The sequence below is a fragment of the Burkholderia sp. GbtcB21 genome (genome assembly GCF_019091065.1).
GTDB lineage: Bacteria > Pseudomonadota > Gammaproteobacteria > Burkholderiales > Burkholderiaceae > Burkholderia > Burkholderia pyrrocinia_C.
This window is the reverse complement of the sequence record NZ_JAGXKA010000001.1, coordinates 513,051-531,334: the sequence shown is the minus strand read 5'-3', so window position 1 is coordinate 531,334 and position 18,284 is coordinate 513,051. Positions and strand designations below refer to the sequence as shown.

The following is an 18,284-nucleotide window of genomic DNA, read 5'->3' as shown; positions in this document are numbered from 1 at the left end:
CCGTGCGGAAATCTACTCTCACCTTCCTCCTCGCCGGCTGCCTCGCGCTGCCGGGGCTCGCGCGCGCGGCCGACGCGGCCGATCCGGCGCAGGTCAAGCGCGGCGCATACCTCGCGATCGCGGGCGACTGCATGGCGTGCCACACCGCGAAGGGCGGCAAGCCGTTCGCGGGCGGCCTCGGGATGCCCGTGCCGATGCTCGGCAAGATCTACACGAGCAACATCACGCCCGATCCCGATACGGGCATCGGCAACTGGACGTTCGACGACTTCGAGCGCGCGGTGCGCCACGGCGTCTCGAAGAACGGCGACAACCTGTACCCGGCGATGCCGTACGTGTCGTACGCGAAGATCAACGACGACGACGTGCAGGCGCTGTATGCGTACTTCATGCACGGCGTCGAACCGGTCAAGCAGGCGCCGCCGAAGAACGAGATTCCCGCGCTGCTGAGCATGCGCTGGCCGCTCAAGATCTGGAACTGGCTGTTCCTGAAGGACGGCGTGTACCAGCCGAAGCCGGCACAGAGCGCCGAGTGGAACCGCGGCGCGTATCTCGTGCAGGGCCTCGCGCACTGCAGCACGTGCCACACGCCGCGCGGCATCGCGATGCAGGAGAAATCGCTCGACGAGTCGGGCGGCAGCTTCCTGTCGGGCTCGGTGCTCGCGGGCTGGGACGGCTACAACATCACGTCCGACCCGAACGCGGGGATCGGCGGCTGGACGCAGCAGCAGCTCGTGCAGTACCTGCGCACCGGCAGCGTGCCGGGCGTCGCGCAGGCGGCCGGCCCGATGGCCGAGGCGATCGAGCACAGCTTCTCGAAGATGACGGAATCCGACATCGGCGCGATCTCGACGTACATCCGCACGGTGCCGGCCGTCGCCAGCGGCGACGCGAAGCAGTCGCGCTCGTCGTGGGGCAAGCCGGCCGAGGATGGCCTGAAGCTGCGCGGCGTCGCGCTCGCGTCGTCGGGCATCGATCCGGCGCGGCTGTATCTCGGCAACTGCGCGACCTGCCACCAGATGCAGGGCAAGGGCACGCCGGACGGGTATTACCCGCCGCTGTTCCACAACTCGACGGTCGGCGCACCGAATCCGACCAACCTCGTGCAGGTGATCCTGAACGGCGTGCAGCGCAAGGCCGGCAGCGAGGACGTCGGGATGCCGGCGTTCCGCCACGAGCTGTCGGATGCGCAGATCGCCGCGCTGACGAACTACCTGACCGGGCAGTTCGGCAATCCGGCCGCGAAGGTGACCGAGCAGGACGTCGCGAAGCTGCGTTGACGCGGCGCGCGACGGCGTCGCAGCGCAACATCGAAGAAGAGCGGCATCGAACGAGAGGAGGGGCACAGCACATCGGGCGGACCCCGATGCCGGTTGTTGCAGAGCGGGGCGGGCAGTGCAGGCGGCTGCCCGTCCCGGTTCATTGGCAATCCGGTGCGCGAGCCGCGCATCGTTTTTCGTTGATCGACACCATGACACCGAATCAACCGTTTCTCGCGTCCCAGCGCGATGTGCTGCTGCTGCTTGCCCGGATCCTGCTCATGATCCTGTTCGTGATGTTCGGCTGGAAGAAGATCGTCGACTTCCCCGGTACCATCGCGTTCATGGGTTCGGAAGGCGCGCCCGCGCCGATCGTGTCCGCGGCCATCTCCGTCGCGATGGAGCTGTTCGCCGGGGTCGCGATCCTGGCCGGCTTCCAGACGCGGCCGCTCGCGCTGCTGCTTGCGCTGTATACGATCGGCACCGCCATCATCGGCCACCACTACTGGACGATGACGGGCGGCGAGCAGATCAACAACATGATTCATTTCTACAAGAACATCGCGATCTCGGGCGGCCTGCTCGCGCTCTGCGCGGCGGGCCCCGGACGTTTTTCGATCGATCGCGGATAAACGGGCCCGTGGCGCGCGCATGGGGCGCGCGCTGGAAGGTCGAGACTCCGAGGGGGCATCATTTTGCGACTCAAACATTTCGCATGGCTGATCGCGGCCGCCACACCGGCGGCCGCTTTTGCACAAACGAGCGTGACGCTTTACGGCCGTGTCGACGGCGGCGTCGAATACCTGAACCACATCGCGACGCCGAACGGCAGCAAGTCGCGCTGGAGCGCGGAAAGCGGCGACTGGGGCACCAGCATGTTCGGGCTGAAGGGCATCGAGGATCTGGGCGGCGGGCTGTCGACGGTCTTCAACCTCGAAACCGCGTTCCAGGTGATGAACGGCCAGACCGGCGGCGGCCGCATGTGGTCGCGGCGCGCGTATGTCGGCCTGAAGAGCGACACGTGGGGCCAGCTGCAGGCCGGCCGCAACCTGTTCATCGACAGCGACGGCGTGTGGGAATTCGATCCGTTCGTCCAGCAGGCGTTTTCGTCGGCGTCGCTCGTGCGCGGCCGCAACTGGCAGCAAAGCAGCAACAACATCGAATATCACAGCCCGGTGATCGGCGGCTTCGACGTGCAGGCGCAATACGCGTTCGGCAACCAGTCGCGCGGCTTCAACTATGGCGCGGCCGACGATTTCGGCCGCTCGGACGGGATCATGATCTCGTACCACTCGCCGGTGCTCGACGTGCGCGGCATCTACGACGAACTGCGCGACAACAACGGCAAGTTCAGCAACATCTTCACCGCGTCGCGCGAGTATTTCGTCGGCGCGAACGTGAAGGTGTCGAAGTTCAAGATCCAGGGCGCGTATACGCACTACCAGGCGCCGGACAGCCCGGCCGGTGTCGCCGATCGCGCCGATCACTACTGGCTCGGCGCAACCTACACCGCGACGCCGCAGTGGGCGGTGACGGGCGGCGGGTACTACGTGAAGGTCGGCGACGGCGGCGGCGATGCGTCGCACGATCCGTCGGGCCACGCGATGATGTACGTGCTCGGCACCACGTACAACCTGTCGAAGCGCACGTTCCTGTACGGCACCGTCGCGTACGTGCGCAACGGCGGCAACTCGAACTTCTCGCTGCTCGCGACGCCGCGCGACGCGACGTCGGGCACGAGCCCGCTGACGGGCGAGTCGCAGACGGGGGCGTATGTGGGGATGATGCATACGTTCTGAGCGGGGTAGCTACCAAGCAACGCACGGGCGGTAATCGTCCGTGCGTTGTTGCGTTTACGGCGTGAGGCTGGTGCCGGTCAGAACAGACACGCCTCGGTCGTCGTCAGCATCGCGAACGGGCCGTCGAGCGTCGCATTGTGATGCGCGACGATCCGCTCGGCCGACAGGGCCGGCGTATCCATGCAGGTGTGCGCGTCGGCAACGAGCACCGCTCGAAAGCCGAGATCGGCGGCCGCGCGGCAGGTCGTATCGACGCAGTACTGCGTCTTCATCCCGGTGACGACGAGTTCTCCGATGTTGGCCGCGCGCAGCCACTCGGCGAGTCGTGTGCCCGCGAAGCAGCTCGGCCTGGTCTTGTCGAACACGGTGTCGCGCGCGGGATCAATCGCGAGTTCCGGCAGCAGCGCTGTGAGCGGCGAGCCGGGCGCAATCGGCGAGCCGGCGGGGCCGGTGTGACGCACGGCGAACACGGGCGCACCGGCTTCGTGTGCGCGGCCGATCAGCCGGTTGATGTTCGCGAGCACACGGTCGCCGTCGTGCGGACGATCGAGGCCATGAAACAGCCCGACCTGCATGTCGACGACGAGCAGCGCGCGTTTGGGGGAAGGGGCTTCGGACATCGCATTCTCCTGAGTGACCGGTACGGACGGAGAAGCGGAAAGACCCCGTCCGGAACCGGCGGGGCCTGTGAGGAATCGGTGGCGCTACGACCTTGCGCGCACTTGCCGCACGAGCCCGCCGAAGGCGGTCGTGCGCGTCGTGGTCGAAGAAGTGGTCGTGGCGTGGCGCATGGAGCGATCATGCCCGACGCGCACGCACCGCGTCAATCGCGTGCCGTGCATCGGCCGCCGCTCAATCGAGCGACTTCCCGGCCTTTTCGTCCATGCAGCGTATCGCGAGCAGCGTGAGCACGCCGCAGCCGATCGCATACCAAGCGGGTGCATTCGGGTTGCCGGTTGCCGCGATCAGCCACGTGACGAAGAACTGCGCGAAGCCGCCGAAGATCGCGACGCCGACGCTGTACACGAGCGCGCCGCCGGTCGCGCGCACCGTACGCGGGAACAGTTCGCCGAGCATCGCGCCCGTTGCGCCGATGTTGATCGCATGCACGATCGACAGCGCCGCGATGATCGACAGCAGCGACGCGGCGCCCGGCCAGCGGTTCAGCGCGATGAACGCCGGGTAGATCGCGGCCATCAGCACGATGCGCGTCCACCAGACGATCCGGTTGCGCCCGTACACGTCGGACAGGTGGCCGCCGATCGGCGTCACGAACATCAGGATCGCGCCGGCGACGCAGCCGGCCGTCATCGACAGCCAGGTCGGCAGGTGCAGCACCTGCACGCCGTAGATCGCCATGTAGAACACGATGATGTAGTGGATCGACGTGCCGCCGATCGTCACGCCGAGGCCCGCGAACACGGCCTTGCCGTGATGGCGCAGCACGTCGGCGAGCGGCAGCGACGCGACCGGCTCGTCGTGCGCGGCGACAGGCGTAGCGGCCGGCACTTCCTCGACGGTGCGGCGCAACCAATAGCCGATCGGCACGAACAGCGTGCCGATGATGAACGGCACGCGCCAGCCCCAGCTTTCGAGCTGCGCGGCATTCAGCGTCGACGTCAGCGCGACGCCGGTGAGCGCGCCCGCGAGCGCGGCGAGCCCCTGGCTCGAGAACTGGAACGACGCGTAGAAGCCGCGCCGATGCTGCGGCGCCTGCTCGAGCAGCAGCGTCGTCGACGCGCCGACTTCGCCGCCCGACGCGAACCCCTGCAGCAGGCGCGCGAGCACGAGCAGCAGCGGCGCCGCGAGGCCGATCTGCGCGAAGGTCGGCGTGACCGCGATCATCGCGGTGCCGAGCGCCATCAGCAGCAGCGTCAGGATCATCGCCTTCTTGCGGCCCGCGCGGTCGGCATACATGCCGATCACGAGCCCGCCGAGCGGACGCGTGACGAAGCCGACGCCGAAGCTCGCGACCGCGAGCATCAGCTGTCCGAACGACGAATGCACCGGGAAGAACAGCTTGCCGATCAGGATCGCGAAGAAGCTGTAGACCGTGAAGTCGTAGAACTCGAGCGCGTTGCCGACGGCGGCGGCCGCGATCAGCCGGCGTTTCTTCGCGGCGGCGCGGGCATCGGCCGGCGTGCCGGCGAACGAAAGGACAGACGTTTCCATGGGATTCCCCCGGGTAAGCGCGAAACTGCGTGGTGAAGGGCCGTCAGGCCGCGAGCCAGGCTTCGGCGACGCGAACCCAGTAGCTCGCGCCGATCGCGAGGATGTCGTCGTTGAAGTCGTAGCCGGGGTTGTGCACCATGCAGCCGCCCTTGCTGCCGATCCCGTTGCCGATGAATGCATAGCAGCCGGGGCGCGCTTCCAGCATGAATGCGAAATCCTCGCTGCCCATCAGCGGTGCGGCCTCGGTTTCGACCCGCTCGGCGCCGAGCATCCGGCGCGCGATGTCGGCCGCGAACGCGGTCGGTTCCGCGTGGTTGACGAGCACCGGGTAGCCGTAGTCGTAGTCGACTTCCGCGGTGACGCCGAAGCTTTCCGCCTGGCCTTTCACGAGCGCTTCGATGCGGCGCGCGAGCAGCGCACGCACGTCGGCGTTCAGCGCGCGCACCGACAGTTTCATCACGACGGTTTCGGGAATGATGTTGAACGTCTCGCCGGCCTGCACGCTGCCGACCGTGATCACGGCCGCATGCTGCGCGTCGACCTCGCGCGCGACGATCGTCTGCAGCGCGACCATGATGCTGCCCGCGGCCGACATCGGATCGCGCGCGAAATGCGGCATCGCGCCGTGGCCGCCGACGCCGCGCAGCGTGATCGTCACGCGGTCGGCCGACGCCATCGCGGCACCGGTGCGGAAGGCCATGTCGCCGGCCGCGCGGCCCGGCATGTTGTGGATCGCGAAGATCGCATCGCACGGGAAGCGGTCGAACAGGCCGTCGTCCATCATCGCCTTCGCGCCGCCGAAGTTTTCCTCGGCCGGCTGGAAGATCAGGTTCAGCGTGCCGGAGAACTGGCGCGTCGCCGCGAGGTGGCGCGCCGCGCACAACAGCATCGCGGTGTGACCGTCGTGGCCGCATGCGTGCATCTTGTTCGCATGGCGGCTCGCGTACGGCAAGCCCGTGGCTTCCGCGAGCGGCAGCGCGTCCATGTCGGCGCGCAGGCCGACCGTGCGTGTGCCTTGTCCTTCGCGCAGCACGCCGACGACGCCCGTCTTGCCGATGCCGCGATGCACTTCATAACCCCAGCCGGTGAGCAGCTCGGCGACGAGATCGCTCGTGAGCGTCTCTTCGAACGCGAGTTCGGGATGAGCGTGGATGCGGCGGCGCACCTCGACCAGCTCGGGGGCGATCGCGGCGATGCCGGGGATGACGGGGTTCACGGCTTGCAACATGGTCTCTCCTGTGGGGCCGGTGGGGCGTTTGACGCGCATATGACGTGCAAGCATATAAATTTCTTTTGCACACCAGAAGCTGCTAAATTGCTTTGGTGCACACCACCGGTTGCCGCTCGGGAATACCCTGAACCGGCGCGCACGGCCACGCACAGGGTTTCCACGGATCACGCATCGCCGCCATGAAATACCATCAGTTGAAAGCGTTCGTTACCGTCGCGGAAGAGGGGAGCATCCGCGCGGCCGCGCGGCGCCTGAACGTGTCTCCGGCGGCGCTGACGAAGGCGGTCAAGGAGCTGGAGATCGCGCTCGGCGTGTCGCTCGTCGTGCGCACCGCGCGCGGCGTGCAGCTCACCGCGTTCGGCCAGCAATTGCAGGTGCGCGCGCGGCTGATCGTCGCCGAGATGCAGCGCGCCCGCGACGACATCGAGCAGGCGCAGGGGGCGACGACGGGCTCCGTCGCGGCGGCGATCACGCCGGCCGCCGCGGTGACGATCCTGCCCGATGCGTTTCGCGCGTTCCGGCGCCGCTTTCCGGTGGCGCGCGTCAACCTGATCGAAGGGTTTCCGGGCGTGGCGCTGCCGCGCCTGCACGACGGCTCGCTCGATTTTGCGGTGGCTGTCGTCGTGCCCGAATTGCTGGCGGCCGAGTTCGATCATGCGGAGCTCTATGCGAGCCGCTCGCTGATCGTCGCGCGCAACGAGCATCCGCTCGCGTCGGCCACGTCGCTCGCCGATCTCGTCGAGGCCGACTGGCTGATGAATCCGTCACCGGAAAGCTCGACGCAGGCGCTGTTCAATTCGTTCGTCGCGCACGGGTTGCCGGTGCCGGCGCGCATCGTCGAATGCCCGAGCTTCGGGCTCGCGCACAGCCTGATGACGGGTTGCGACCTGATCGCGTCGATGCCCGAGCAACTGCTTCAGGGCGAGTGGGCACGCGATCAGTTGACGGTGCTGCCGATTCGCGAGCGTTTGCCGGCCGTGTCGGTGCAGGTCGTCACGCGCCGCGACAGCCCGCTGACGCCGGCCGCGGCGATGCTGCTCGATTGCCTGCGCGATTCGGCGCGACGCAAGGGGCTGCGGTGAGCCGGTATCTCGGGCAGCGACCGTCATCGCAGAGTCATCCTGACGATATGGTGCGCCGCGCTGTCGTTTGAACGGCACGACGCTTGCCCGCCGGGCGCGCAGTTCCGGCGCACGCCGCGCGAGCCGGTATCATAGCGGCCGGCCCGCCGCTCCGGCCGGCTTCCAACAACATCGCCATCCGGCATCCAGCAAGCAGAGGCATCACATGACCAGTGCAACCCAATTCGACAACGTATCGGTCGTCAAGCGCGCGAACGTCTATTTCGACGGCAAGTGCGTGTCGCATACCGTGCTCTTCCCGGACGGCACGCGCAAGACGCTCGGCGTGATCCTGCCGTGCGCGCTCAACTTCGGTACGGACGCGCCCGAATTGATGGAAGTGCAGGCCGGCAAGTGCCGCGTGAAGCTCGACGGCAGCAGCGAATGGCAGACCTACGGCGCCGGCGAATCGTTCTCGGTGCCGGGCAAGAGCCGCTTCGACATCGAAGTGCTCGAGACGCTCGACTACGTCTGCAGCTACCTGTAAGCGCGGGCGGCACAAAAAGAAAAGCCCCGCCGAAGCGGGGCTTGTCGCAAGCGGATGGCGCAAGGCCATCCGGAGCGCCTGTTCTCGTCTCGTTACAGGCAGGCGTTGATGTCGCCGGCCGACGACGCATCGCCGCCGCGGAAACCGACCCAGGTCTTCGCGTTTGCGGCGTTGGCCGGGCGCACCACGGCAGCGGCGCCATTCGGCGGCTGCTGGCCCGGTGCATAAACTGCCATCGCGAGGCCGTTCGCCAGTTCATACTGCGACGTCACCTGTTGCTGCGACTTGTCGGCCCAGGTCTTCGCGATGCACTGCGCCACCTGGTCGGCGGGTTTCTGGCTTTGTCCCACGTTCTGCAGGGCAGAATCGGCTGCATGAGCAGAAAATGCCACGGTCAATGCGATGAGCGGTAAGTATTTCACGTTCACGTTATCTCCCTCGAGTCGTGATTGATTGAGTGGGATGCGCAGCAGTACTGCGTGCTAGTGAGATCGCAGCGGACAAGCACGGTTCCGGCTATTCCGAAACAAGTTGTTAACGCGCTTGCCAAACGGCGGCTGCGGTGCTGTGCACTCTGCTGCGGCGCGGCATGCATCGTGTGCGGCCCGTCGGTGGACGGGCGATGCGGCAACGACGTCATGCGTTGCCCGGTCGGCGCGCTGCCCGGTCGTGTGGTGACATGACGGTCGCGGCGAGCGGCATGTGTCTGCATGCCGTGCCGCGACTCTTTATCTGATCGCGAAGTGGAATGGCTTGATTGTGTTGGCCCCGTCGCATGAGGACCATGATGACAAACTTTCGTCGGTCGGATTGTTAACCAACTTTAAACGCGGGAAGCAGCGGAATGCGATGCGGTGCGCGAGGCGCGCGCCGCATCGTGCAGCGAGGTGAGGCGAGGGCACGTTGCTCGCCCGCGCATGCGGGATGTGTCAGCCGGCCTTGCGCGCGCCGATGTCGCGCAGGTTGGCCGGGACGATCGGACGGAAGCGCTCGCGCTTCTGTTCGTCATCGAAGTGCTGGAGCGCGGGCTTGATCAGGTCGCTGCGCGACACGATGCCCGTGATGCGCAGCGATTGCTCGTCGTCGGCGACCGGCAGGCGTTCGAGGCCGAGCATCGCGAGACGCGATGCGACGACGCGGCACGTCTCGTGCGCAAGTGCGACGGCGGGCACGCGGTCGGCGAACGCGGCCGAGATCGGCGTGTCGGCCGCGGCGTGTGCGCGCTGCGCGTCGAGTGTTGCGCGATCGACGAGGCCGAGCAGGCGGCCGTTCTGCACGACCGGGTACGCACGGTGCGTCTGCTTCGCGCCGAAGTACTGCATGTCGACGGCGTCGAGCGTCGACGCGCCGTCGATCGCGACGAGCCGGTCGGCGGACGTCATCACTTCGCCGACGTCATGCCGCTCGAGCGGATCGACGCCGTATTCGCGGTAGATATGATAGCCGCGGCGCGCGATCTTTTCCGTCATGATCGAGCGCTTCATCACGACGGTCGCGAAGCCGTGCGCGACGAGCGTCGCCGCGAGCAGCGGCAGCAGCGCGTTGGCGTCGTGCGTGAGGCCGAACGCGAACACGATCGCGGTCAGCGGCGCGCCGAGCGTTGCGCCGAGCGTCGCGGCCATGCACACGAGCGGCCACAGCGCCGGATCGCCGCCCGGCAGCACCGGCGACAGCACGGTGCCGAGGCCGGCGCCGAGCATCAGCAGCGGGGCGAGCACACCGCCCGACGTACCCGAGCCGAGCGCGATCACCCACATCACGGCCTTCACGATCAGCAGCGCGAGCGCGATCTTCAGCGCGATGTGCTGGTGCAGCAGATCACCGATCACGTCGTAGCCGACGCCGAGCGCGCGTGGTTCGAGCCAGCCGCCGATGCCGATCACGATCGCGCCGAGCGCGGGCCACCACATCCAGTGCACGGGCAGCTTCGCGAAGGTGTCCTCGACGCGGTACAGCGCAGCCGACAGGCCGCAGGCGAGCATGCCCGACAACAGGCCCGCGACGATGCACGACAGCAGCGCGATGGGCGTCGGCGCGGCCGTGGCGAGCGGAAACAGCGGATCGACGCCGAACAACAGCGCGCGTGCGAAACCGGCCACCGCGCACGCGAGCGCAACCGGCAGGAAACTGCGCGGACGCCATTCGAACAGCAGCAGTTCGACCGCGAGCAGCACCGCGGCGACCGGCGTGCCGAACACGGCCGTCATCCCTGCGGCCGCACCGGCGACGAGCAGCGTCTTGCGCTCGGCCGCGGTCACGTGTACGCACTGCGCGATCAGCGAGCCGAGCGCGCCGCCCGTCATGATGATCGGGCCTTCGGCGCCGAACGGGCCGCCGCTGCCGATCACGACGCCGGACGACAGCGGCTTGAGAATCGCGACCTTAGGCGACATGCGGCTCTTGCCGAACAGGATCGCCTCGATCGCTTCCGGAATGCCGTGGCCGCGAATCTTTTCCGAACCGAAGCGCGCCATCATCCCGACGATCAACCCGCCGATCACCGGCACGACGATCACCCATGCGCCGAGCGTATGGTTCGCCGGAGAGCGGTCGGCGAACGAGAACTGCTGGAAGAAGAACAGGTTCGTGAACAGGTGGATCAGGCTCAACAGCACGAATGCGGCGAGCGTGCTGAGCAGGCCGATCCCGGCGGCAAGCAACGCGATCCTGGGCAGGCGTTCGTTGGTCGAGAAATCGCGTTTGTGCGGTGCGTTCATCGGAGTGGTAAAAGCAAGGGTCAGTAATCGATCTGGGGAACCTGGAACGTGCCCTTGAGCGACTTCAGCTCGGCGCGATGCATCGCCGCGAGGCGGGTGAGCAGCGTCTCGCCGGCTTGTTCGAGATGGACCTCGACCTGCCGGCGGTCGGCTTCGCTCGTCTTGCGCTTCACGAGCCCGAGCGCTTCGCAGCGCGTCACCAGCGCGACGACGCCGTGATGCTGCGCCTGCAGGCGTTCCGCGAGCTCGCCGATGGTTGCCCATTCGCGATGCGGATAACCCTTGATGTGCAGCAGCAGCAGGTATTGCAGCGGCGTCACGCCTTCGCTTTGCGCGGCGCGTTCGGAGAAGCGCTCGAAGCGGCGCATCTGGTAGCGGAACTCGGACAGTTGCTGGAAATCGCTTTTGTTCAGCGCGCGTCTGGTATCGTTCATCGAGGTCGGTCGGGCAGTCGGTTTCGGAAGCGATAAATATATCACAACATGATATAAATGGCCGAATTAATGCGGAATGACTGCATTCCGCGTTGCGTCAAGCAGCCTCGGGCATCTGCGTCTGCTGGTAAAGGCCCGTGACGAGATCCGTCTGCGTAATGATCCCGACGAGCTGGCGTGACGCGTCGACGACCGGAATATGGTGATGGCCCGAATGCGTGAACAGCGGCACGAGCGCGGTGATCGGCATCGTTTCCTGCACGAACGCAACGTCGCGCGTCATCACCGCCGCGACGCTCGCGGGCTGGCCGCCGAACGATTGCGGCAGCCGTGCGGACAGGCGTTGCCACAGCGGGGTCGGGCGGCGCAGCTGGCGCGTGAGGTCGGCGCGCGTGACGATGCCGGCCAGGCGGCCTTCGCCGTCGACGACCGGCAGCGCCTTCACGCGGTGGCGGTCGAGCAGCGTGAGCGCGGCCGTCACCGACGTCGATGGCGCGACCTCGATCGCATTCTTCGTCATCAGGTCGGCGCACTTGAGCTGGCCGAACGTGCGTGTATAGGCCTGCATCTCGGTTTCGCGCAGCAGCGTTTCGAGATCATCCGGATCGACGTCGAGCCACTCGCCGCGACGCTTCAGCACCGCGTCGAGGTCGCCGCGCGTGAAGCCGCCGCGCGCCGGCGCGGCGCCTGCCTGCGGTTTCGCTTCGGCGCGCGCGCCGCCATGCGGGTAGCGGTGCCCGGTCAGTGCGTGATATGCGAGCGCGGCCGACAGCAGGATCGCCGATTGCAGTGCGATCGGCTCCAGCACGAAACTGAATCCGAGCGAATGGATTGCCGGGCCGCCGACCACGGCCGTGAGCGCGACGGCGCCCGACGGCGGGTGCACGCAGCGCAGCGCGAACATGCCGCCGATCGCGCATGCGATCGCGACCGCGGCGGCCGTAATCGGATCGGCGATCCATAACGCGCACGCGACCCCGACCGTCGCCGCGACGAGATTGCCGCCGATGATCGACCACGGCTGCGCGAGCGGACTCGCCGGCACCGCGAACAACAGCACGGCCGATGCCCCCATCGGCGCGACGAGCAGCGGCACGAGGCCCGGCACGCCGGGCAGCCACCGCATCGTGACGCCGACCGTCGCGATGCCGACGAGCGCGCCCGTGCATGAACGCAGTCGCTCGCGCCAGCCGAGCGACATCGGATGGGGAATGAAACTGTGCAGCCATTGACGCAACGTGCGGTGCGACGAAGAGGAGCCTGACGACATGGACGGGTAAGCGGTAAAAATGACAGCGCGGGTATGCGCGGCGACAAGGGCGAAATTATATCGCGTTGTGATACAAATTGTCGCGCTGCATCAAGCCGTTGCGCGCGCACGACGTACGCGCCTTGCATAAACCTTTCATCGGACGAAAGCTTGGGTGGTTGGCAATAGCGCAAATTTGTCTGCGGCGGCGTACAATTCCGCCCACTGAATCCCCGACATACCAGAACCACGTACGCGATGCCCGCTCTCCCGCCTTTCCCCCGGCACGGTGCTCATCGATTCGGCGTGGTTCGCGGCCGCGCTCCGTTCCCCACCTGACGCGAGCGCCACCGACGCCTCCCCACTGACTCTCCCCAAGCCAAATCAATGGACATGCTCGAAAACATGCGCCTGTTCGTGCGCGTTGTCGAAGCCGGCAGTTTTACGGCGGTCGCGAAGGAAATCGACGCGACTACCGCGCAGGTCTCCCGCGCGGTATCGAACCTCGAAGCGCACGTACAGACGCGCCTGCTGCATCGCACGACGCGCCATCTCGGCCTTACCGAAAGCGGCGAACGCTATTTCGAGCGCGCGAAATCGATCCTCGCGGAAATCGACTACGCGAATGCGGAGGCGCGCAACGCACTGCTGCGGCCGAGCGGCAAGATGCGCATTCATGCGATGACGGGGCTCGGGCAGAGTCATGTCGTGTCGTCGATCGTCCGCTACCAGGAGGACAACCCCGACGTGTCGGTCGAGCTGACGCTCGCGCAGCGGATGCCGAATCTCGTCGAGGAAGGCTACGACGTGTCGATCGTGACGGCTTCGCAGTTGCCCGATTCGGGTTACGTCGCGCAGACCTGCGGCACGAGCTGCAGCGTGCTCGTCGCGTCGCGCGAATACCTCGCGCGGCACGGCACGCCGCAGTCGCCCGACGATTTGCCGAACCACGTGTGCCTGCGCCTCGATACGCCTGCATCGCCGGCCGGCGAATGGCGGCTCGAGCGCAATGACGAAGAAGTGGCCGTCTACGAACTGCAGCCGGCACCGTTCCAGGTCAACGTGCCGGACGCGCTGTGCGTCGCGGTGCGCGCCGGGCGCGGGATCGCGTGCGTCGCACTGTATACGGTGCTCGACGACATCCGCGCCGGGCGGCTGATCCGCGTGCTGCCCGAGTACCGGCTGCAGACGGTGAGCGTGTACGCCGTCTACGCGACGCGCCGTTATCTCGACGCGAAGATCCGCACGTTCCTCGATCACCTGCGCACGACGCTCACGCCCGCGCTGGAGAACGACCTGCGCGAACTCGACCGTCTGACGGTCGAGCAGATGCCGGGCGGCCGCAAGCGCGCTTGACGGTGTGGGCGGGCGCGGCCGCGCATCAGGTGCAACCGAGCATGGAAATCGTATCGATATCGGTCTAACCTCGAAAGACCATCGATCGATACAAAATCTGGATGATTGAACTGCACCAGCTTCGCTGCTTCGTCGCGGTGGCCGAGGAGCTTCATTTCGGCCGCGCGGCCAGGCGGCTCTTCATGACGCAGCCGCCGCTCAGCCGGCAGATCCAGTTGCTCGAGCACGCGCTCGGCATCGCGCTGCTCGAACGCAGCAGCCGGCAGGTGAGCCTGACCGCGGCCGGCGAGCGTTTCCTGCGCGACGCGCGGCACATCCTCGAATTCTCCGCGCGGGCCGAGCAGGCCGCGCAGCGCGTCGCGCACGGCGGGGCTGGCCGCATCACGCTCGGCTTCACGGCCGTCAGCGCGTACCGGATGATCCCGATGCTGCTGGCGCACGCCGCGCACGCGCTGCCGGACGTCGACGTCGAATTGCGCGAGATGGTGTCGACCGTGCAGATCGACGCGCTCGCGTCGCGGATGCTCGACGCGGGTTTCGTGCGCCAGCGCGCCGCGCGCCAGCCGCTCGAATACCGGCTCGTGCAGCGCGAACCGATGCTGGTCGCGGTCGCGCAAGGCGCGCCGCTCGCCGCGTGCGAGCGCATCGGCCCCGACGATCTCGACCGGCAGCCGTTCATCGCGTATTCGCCGAACGAGGGGAAGTATTTCCACGACATGATCTCCGGCCTGTTCGCGAACGCAGGCAGGCTGCCGAACTACCTGCATTACGTCGGGCAGACGCATACGATCCTCGGCCTCGTGCGGGCCGGGCTCGGCGCGGCGCTCGTACCGGCGTCGGCGCGCGAGCTGCATGTGGACGGCGTGGTGTTCCGGCCGCTCGCTGGCGTCGACGCCGCAGCGGAGCTGTATCTCGCGTGGCGGGCGGACAACGACAACCCGGCGCTGCCCGTGTTCAACGCGATGGTCGAGCGGTTTCTCGCGCAGGAGCAGGGCGGCGCGGCGGCGTAGCACGTTCGGGCCGTGTCACAGGTTTTCAATCCGGAAGCTTGCGGCGCCGCGATGGCAAGCAATCCAGCGCCGCAACAACCTCGCCAATCCGAACCTGATCCTGGCGGGCCAGCATCTCGTGATTCCGGTCCGGTAGCTGAGGCGTGACGTGGACGAAGGTCTGTGAAAGGAAGCAAAAACGCGCGGCCCGGCGGAGGCGATCCGCCGGGCCGCGCGCATATTGGCGTCAGTGAGTGATCGACAGGAACAGGTACGCGGCGAACAGCGACAGGTGCACGACGCCGTGCAGCACCGTCGTGCGCCCCTGGCTGAGCGTCAGTGTGCTGACCAGCAAGGTGAGCGCCAGCAGCACGGTTTCCATCGCGCCGATGCCGAGCGTGAGCGGCTGGCCGATCCAGATGAACACGGCCGCGACGGTCGGGATCGTCAACCCGATGCTCGCGAGCGCCGAACCGAGCGCGAGGTTCATGCTGGTCTGCAGGCGGTTCGCGCGCGCGGCGGTGACGGCCGCGAGCCCTTCCGGCAGCAGCACGAGCGCGGCGATCACGATGCCGACCGCGGCTTCCGGCGCGCCGAGCTTCAGCACCGCGTGCTCAACGGCCGGCGACAGCAGCTTCGCGAGCAGCACGACCGCGACGAGGCTCGCGAACAGCAGCAGCATGCTGATCGCCGCGGTTCGGTTGCTCGGCGGCGCCGCGTGCACCGATTCGTTCGCGCTGTCGTGCTCGGTGAGGAAGTAGTCGCGGTGGCGCACGGTCTGCACGAACACGAATGCGCCGTACAGCACGAGCGACGACACGCCGGCGAACGCGAGCTGCGATTTCGAAAAGAACGGGCCCGGTGCGGCGTTCAGGTAATTCGGCATCACGAGCGACAGCACCGACAGCGAAGCCAGCACCGCGAGCGCCTTGCTCGCGCCGCGCCCCTGGAAGTCCTGTTCGCCGTGCTTCCACGCGCCGACCAGCAGGCAGATGCCGACGATGCCGTTGCAGATGATCATCACGGCGGCGAACACGGTGTCGCGCGCGAGGCCCGATTTCTCCGGGCCCGCGCCGAGCATCACCGACACGATCAGCGCGACTTCGATGACGGTCACGGCAACCGCGAGCACGAGCGTGCCGAACGGTTCGCCGACGCGGTGCGCGACGACTTCCGCATGGTGGACGGCGGCGAACACGGCGCCGGCCAGTGCGGCGGCGAACAGCGCGATGACGAGGCCTTCGGCCGGCACGGCGCGCGACAGCGCGAGTACCAGCCATGCGGCAAGCGGGGCCCAGAGGGTCCAGCGCGGGAGCTGGTTGGACGAGAGCGGCATGGAGGGTTTCCTTATGCGAGTGGCGGCGCGCGACGCGCCGTCACGGGGTGACGAAGCCCGGCCGTACTATCCGCCGAACGAGGACGATGAAACCGAAGGGTGGCCGCGCGTAATGGCGCTGCCTTGAGTTCGCCGCCGTGAGGCGGCGAGGGGCGCGGGCGGGCTGGAGCCCGTCGCTGGGTGAAACGGTTCGATGAGGCTGGCCGCCGATGGCAGGGCGAACAATCGTGAAGACACGCCGGCCGGAGGCTCGGTTCCGGCCCCGGAAGGGTGGCGGACGATGGACATCGGTGGCGGCGTGACACGCGGTTTCCCCCTGAAATCCGTCGAGTTGTCGAATTTTATCAGGCGTTTGGGGGCCGCAATCTCATATTCGAACGCTTTCATTGACCTTTCGGTTTACAAAAAGTGCCCAATTCTTCAATTTTTTGTCTTTGCAGTTTCCGTAACGGTCTCTTGCACGACAAATTCGGGCTCGCCCTGACATAAATCTACCGACCGGTCGGTTTATAATCGCTCGCACTTCCACTTCATGACGGATCGCAAGCGATGGCTGTTTCCTCTGCACATTCGGTGAACTCGGGCGCGCTGGCGCCGTCGGCCATCGTCGGCGTGATCGGCGCCGGCGCGATGGGCGCGGGCATTGCACAGGTTGCGGCGGCGGCCGGCCATTCGGTGCTGCTGTACGACCTGAACGAAGCGGCCTGCGACAACGCGCTGGCCGGCATCCGCGCACAGTTCGCGCGGCTCGCGGAGAAGGGCCGGCTCGAACCGGCACAGGCCGACGCGGCCGGCAACCGGATCCGCGCGGTGCGCGCGCTGGCCGATCTGGCGGGCGCTGCGCTGATCGTCGAGGCGGCGGCCGAACGGCTCGACGTGAAGCGCGACATTTTCGCGACGCTCGAACGCCATGTCGACGACGCGTGCCTGCTGGCGACCAACACGTCGTCGATCTCGATCACGTCGATCGCGGCCGGGCTGCGCGTGCCGCAGCGCGTCGCCGGCCTGCATTTCTTCAACCCGGCGCCGCTGATGGCGCTCGTCGAGGTGGTCAGCGGGCTGGCGACCGCGCCCGACGTTGCGCAGGTCCTGTATGCGACCGCGGCCGCGTGGGGCAAACAACCCGTGATGGCGAAATCGACGCCGGGCTTCATCGTGAACCGCGTCGCGCGGCCGTATTACGCGGAGGCGCTGCGCGTGCTGAACGAGCAGGGCGGCGCGCCGGCGTCGATCGACGCGGTGATGCGCGAGGCCGGCGGCTTCCGGATGGGGCCGTTCGAACTGATGGACCTGATCGGCCACGACGTGAACTTCGCGGTGACCGAATCGGTGTTCCGCGCGTATTTCAACGACCCGCGCTACACGCCGTCGCTGATCCAGCAGGAACTCGTGAACGCGGGTTTCCTCGGGCGCAAGTCGGGGCGCGGCTTCTATTCGTATGCGGACGGCGCGACGCCGCCCGCGCCCGATCTCGAGCCGCAGCGCGATGCGCCGGCGGATGTCACGCTGTACGCGCAGGACGGCCCGGCCGCCGCGCTGCACACACGCTTCGCCGAACGCGTCGCGCTCGCACGGCCAGCCGGCGCGCATCCGGACGACCTGCTCGCGATGGCCGGCCGCGCATCGATCGCGCTGACCGACGGCCGCACGGCGACCGCGCGCGCCGCGCAAACGGGCGTGGCCGATCTCGTGCTCGTCGACCTCGCGCGCGATTACGCGCAGGCCGGGCTCGTCGCGCTGACGCGTGCGCTCCAGTGCAGCGATGCCGCCTATGCGGACGCGGTCGGGCTGTTCCAGCAGGCGGGCTTTCGCGTCGTCGGCGTGGCCGACGTGCCGGGGATGGTCGCGATGCGCACCGTCGCGATGCTCGCGAACGAGGCAGCCGACACGGTGAACCAGGGCGTGTGTTCGCCCGCCGATCTCGATCTCGCGATGGAGAAGGGCGTGAACTACCCGTGCGGCCCGCTCGCGTGGGCCGATGCGATCGGCATCGGCCGTGTGTTTCGCGTGCTGTCGAACCTGGCGGCGAGCTACGGCGAGGACCGCTATCGCGTGTCGCCGCGCATCGCCGCGCTGCATGCGGCCGGCCGCACGTTCCGGTCGTAGCCGCCGGCCCCGGCCACTCCGATTACCC

General features: G+C 67.5%; 17 protein-coding genes. 9 read left to right on the top strand and 8 right to left on the bottom strand.

The annotated features are described in order from the left end of the window. Positions 1 to 2 precede the first annotated feature (2 nt). From KVT39_RS02305 to KVT39_RS02295, 3 genes are all read left to right on the top strand, one after another. Positions 3 to 1,280 carry a cytochrome c gene (locus KVT39_RS02305; protein ID WP_034180248.1) on the top strand — a complete coding sequence of 426 codons (1,278 nt, stop codon included), beginning with the start codon at positions 3 to 5 and terminating at the stop codon, positions 1,278 to 1,280. Between the two features lie 191 nt (positions 1,281 to 1,471). Continuing rightward, complete coding sequence (locus KVT39_RS02300) at positions 1,472 to 1,891, top strand: DoxX family protein (protein ID WP_034180247.1); 420 nt, start codon at positions 1,472 to 1,474, stop codon at positions 1,889 to 1,891. A 63-nt stretch (positions 1,892 to 1,954) separates the two neighbouring features. Continuing rightward, on the top strand, positions 1,955 to 3,058 hold the full coding sequence (locus tag KVT39_RS02295) for a porin (protein WP_034180246.1): 1,104 nt from the start codon (positions 1,955 to 1,957) through the stop codon (positions 3,056 to 3,058). A gap of 77 nt (positions 3,059 to 3,135) precedes the next feature. On the opposite strand, the gene KVT39_RS02290 is transcribed toward KVT39_RS02295, so the two are convergent. From KVT39_RS02290 to KVT39_RS02280, 3 genes are all read right to left on the bottom strand, one after another. Beyond that, positions 3,136 to 3,678 carry a cysteine hydrolase family protein gene (locus KVT39_RS02290; protein WP_217587646.1) on the bottom strand — a complete coding sequence of 181 codons (543 nt, stop codon included), beginning with the start codon at positions 3,676 to 3,678 and terminating at the stop codon, positions 3,136 to 3,138. Positions 3,679 to 3,910: 232 nt separating this feature from the next. Then, the gene (locus KVT39_RS02285) at positions 3,911 to 5,230 is read right to left on the bottom strand and encodes an MFS transporter (RefSeq protein ID WP_217587645.1); all 1,320 of its coding nucleotides are present in this window, start codon (positions 5,228 to 5,230) and stop codon (positions 3,911 to 3,913) included. 43 nt (positions 5,231 to 5,273) lie between these two features. Then, positions 5,274 to 6,458 (bottom strand): M20 aminoacylase family protein, encoded by a 1,185-nt coding sequence (locus tag KVT39_RS02280; protein ID WP_128841371.1) that lies wholly within the window; start codon positions 6,456 to 6,458, stop codon positions 5,274 to 5,276. 182 nt (positions 6,459 to 6,640) lie between these two features. Between KVT39_RS02280 and KVT39_RS02275 the strand changes: the two genes are divergently transcribed. Together KVT39_RS02275 and KVT39_RS02270 are read left to right on the top strand one after the other, a co-directional pair. Then, a complete protein-coding gene (locus KVT39_RS02275) occupies positions 6,641 to 7,543 on the top strand; it encodes a LysR substrate-binding domain-containing protein (RefSeq protein WP_034180242.1) in 903 nt (300 codons plus the stop codon). A 205-nt stretch (positions 7,544 to 7,748) separates the two neighbouring features. Further along, positions 7,749 to 8,069, top strand: coding sequence for a pyrimidine/purine nucleoside phosphorylase (locus KVT39_RS02270; protein ID WP_006478890.1), 321 nt, complete (start codon positions 7,749 to 7,751; stop codon positions 8,067 to 8,069). A 92-nt stretch (positions 8,070 to 8,161) separates the two neighbouring features. Here the strand turns inward: KVT39_RS02270 and KVT39_RS02265 are convergent, their stop codons facing one another. The 4 genes from KVT39_RS02265 to KVT39_RS02250 form a co-directional block, all read right to left on the bottom strand. After that, positions 8,162 to 8,497, bottom strand: coding sequence for a hypothetical protein (locus KVT39_RS02265; RefSeq protein ID WP_174418674.1), 336 nt, complete (start codon positions 8,495 to 8,497; stop codon positions 8,162 to 8,164). A 501-nt stretch (positions 8,498 to 8,998) separates the two neighbouring features. Beyond that, positions 8,999 to 10,786: a chloride channel protein gene (locus KVT39_RS02260; RefSeq protein WP_217587637.1), complete on the bottom strand. Its 1,788-nt coding sequence runs from the start codon at positions 10,784 to 10,786 to the stop codon at positions 8,999 to 9,001. A 20-nt stretch (positions 10,787 to 10,806) separates the two neighbouring features. Further along, a complete protein-coding gene (locus tag KVT39_RS02255) occupies positions 10,807 to 11,220 on the bottom strand; it encodes a MarR family winged helix-turn-helix transcriptional regulator (RefSeq protein ID WP_034180240.1) in 414 nt (137 codons plus the stop codon). Positions 11,221 to 11,317: 97 nt separating this feature from the next. Then, positions 11,318 to 12,490, bottom strand: a complete 1,173-nt coding sequence (locus KVT39_RS02250; protein ID WP_217587635.1) for an HPP family protein — start codon at positions 12,488 to 12,490, stop codon at positions 11,318 to 11,320. A 366-nt stretch (positions 12,491 to 12,856) separates the two neighbouring features. Here KVT39_RS02250 and KVT39_RS02245 point away from each other — a divergent pair, with 366 nt between their 5' ends. The 3 genes from KVT39_RS02245 (at position 12,857) to KVT39_RS38630 (ending at position 14,971) form a co-directional block, all read left to right on the top strand. Beyond that, on the top strand, positions 12,857 to 13,825 hold the full coding sequence (locus tag KVT39_RS02245; protein WP_034180238.1) for a LysR family transcriptional regulator: 969 nt from the start codon (positions 12,857 to 12,859) through the stop codon (positions 13,823 to 13,825). A 101-nt stretch (positions 13,826 to 13,926) separates the two neighbouring features. Continuing rightward, positions 13,927 to 14,835, top strand: coding sequence for a LysR substrate-binding domain-containing protein (locus KVT39_RS02240; RefSeq protein WP_034180237.1), 909 nt, complete (start codon positions 13,927 to 13,929; stop codon positions 14,833 to 14,835). Then, complete coding sequence (locus KVT39_RS38630; protein ID WP_347814852.1) at positions 14,735 to 14,971, top strand: LysM domain-containing protein; 237 nt, start codon at positions 14,735 to 14,737, stop codon at positions 14,969 to 14,971. Before KVT39_RS02240 ends, KVT39_RS38630 begins: the two co-directional genes overlap by 101 nt. A 90-nt stretch (positions 14,972 to 15,061) precedes the next feature. Here KVT39_RS38630 and KVT39_RS02230 read toward each other — a convergent pair whose 3' ends face one another. Beyond that, the gene (locus KVT39_RS02230; protein WP_034180236.1) at positions 15,062 to 16,150 is read right to left on the bottom strand and encodes a calcium:proton antiporter; all 1,089 of its coding nucleotides are present in this window, start codon (positions 16,148 to 16,150) and stop codon (positions 15,062 to 15,064) included. 549 nt (positions 16,151 to 16,699) lie between these two features. On the opposite strand from KVT39_RS02230, the gene KVT39_RS02225 reads away from it, so the two are divergent. Then, positions 16,700 to 18,256 (top strand): 3-hydroxyacyl-CoA dehydrogenase, encoded by a 1,557-nt coding sequence (locus KVT39_RS02225; protein WP_217587634.1) that lies wholly within the window; start codon positions 16,700 to 16,702, stop codon positions 18,254 to 18,256. Positions 18,257 to 18,284: the final 28 nt, after the last annotated feature.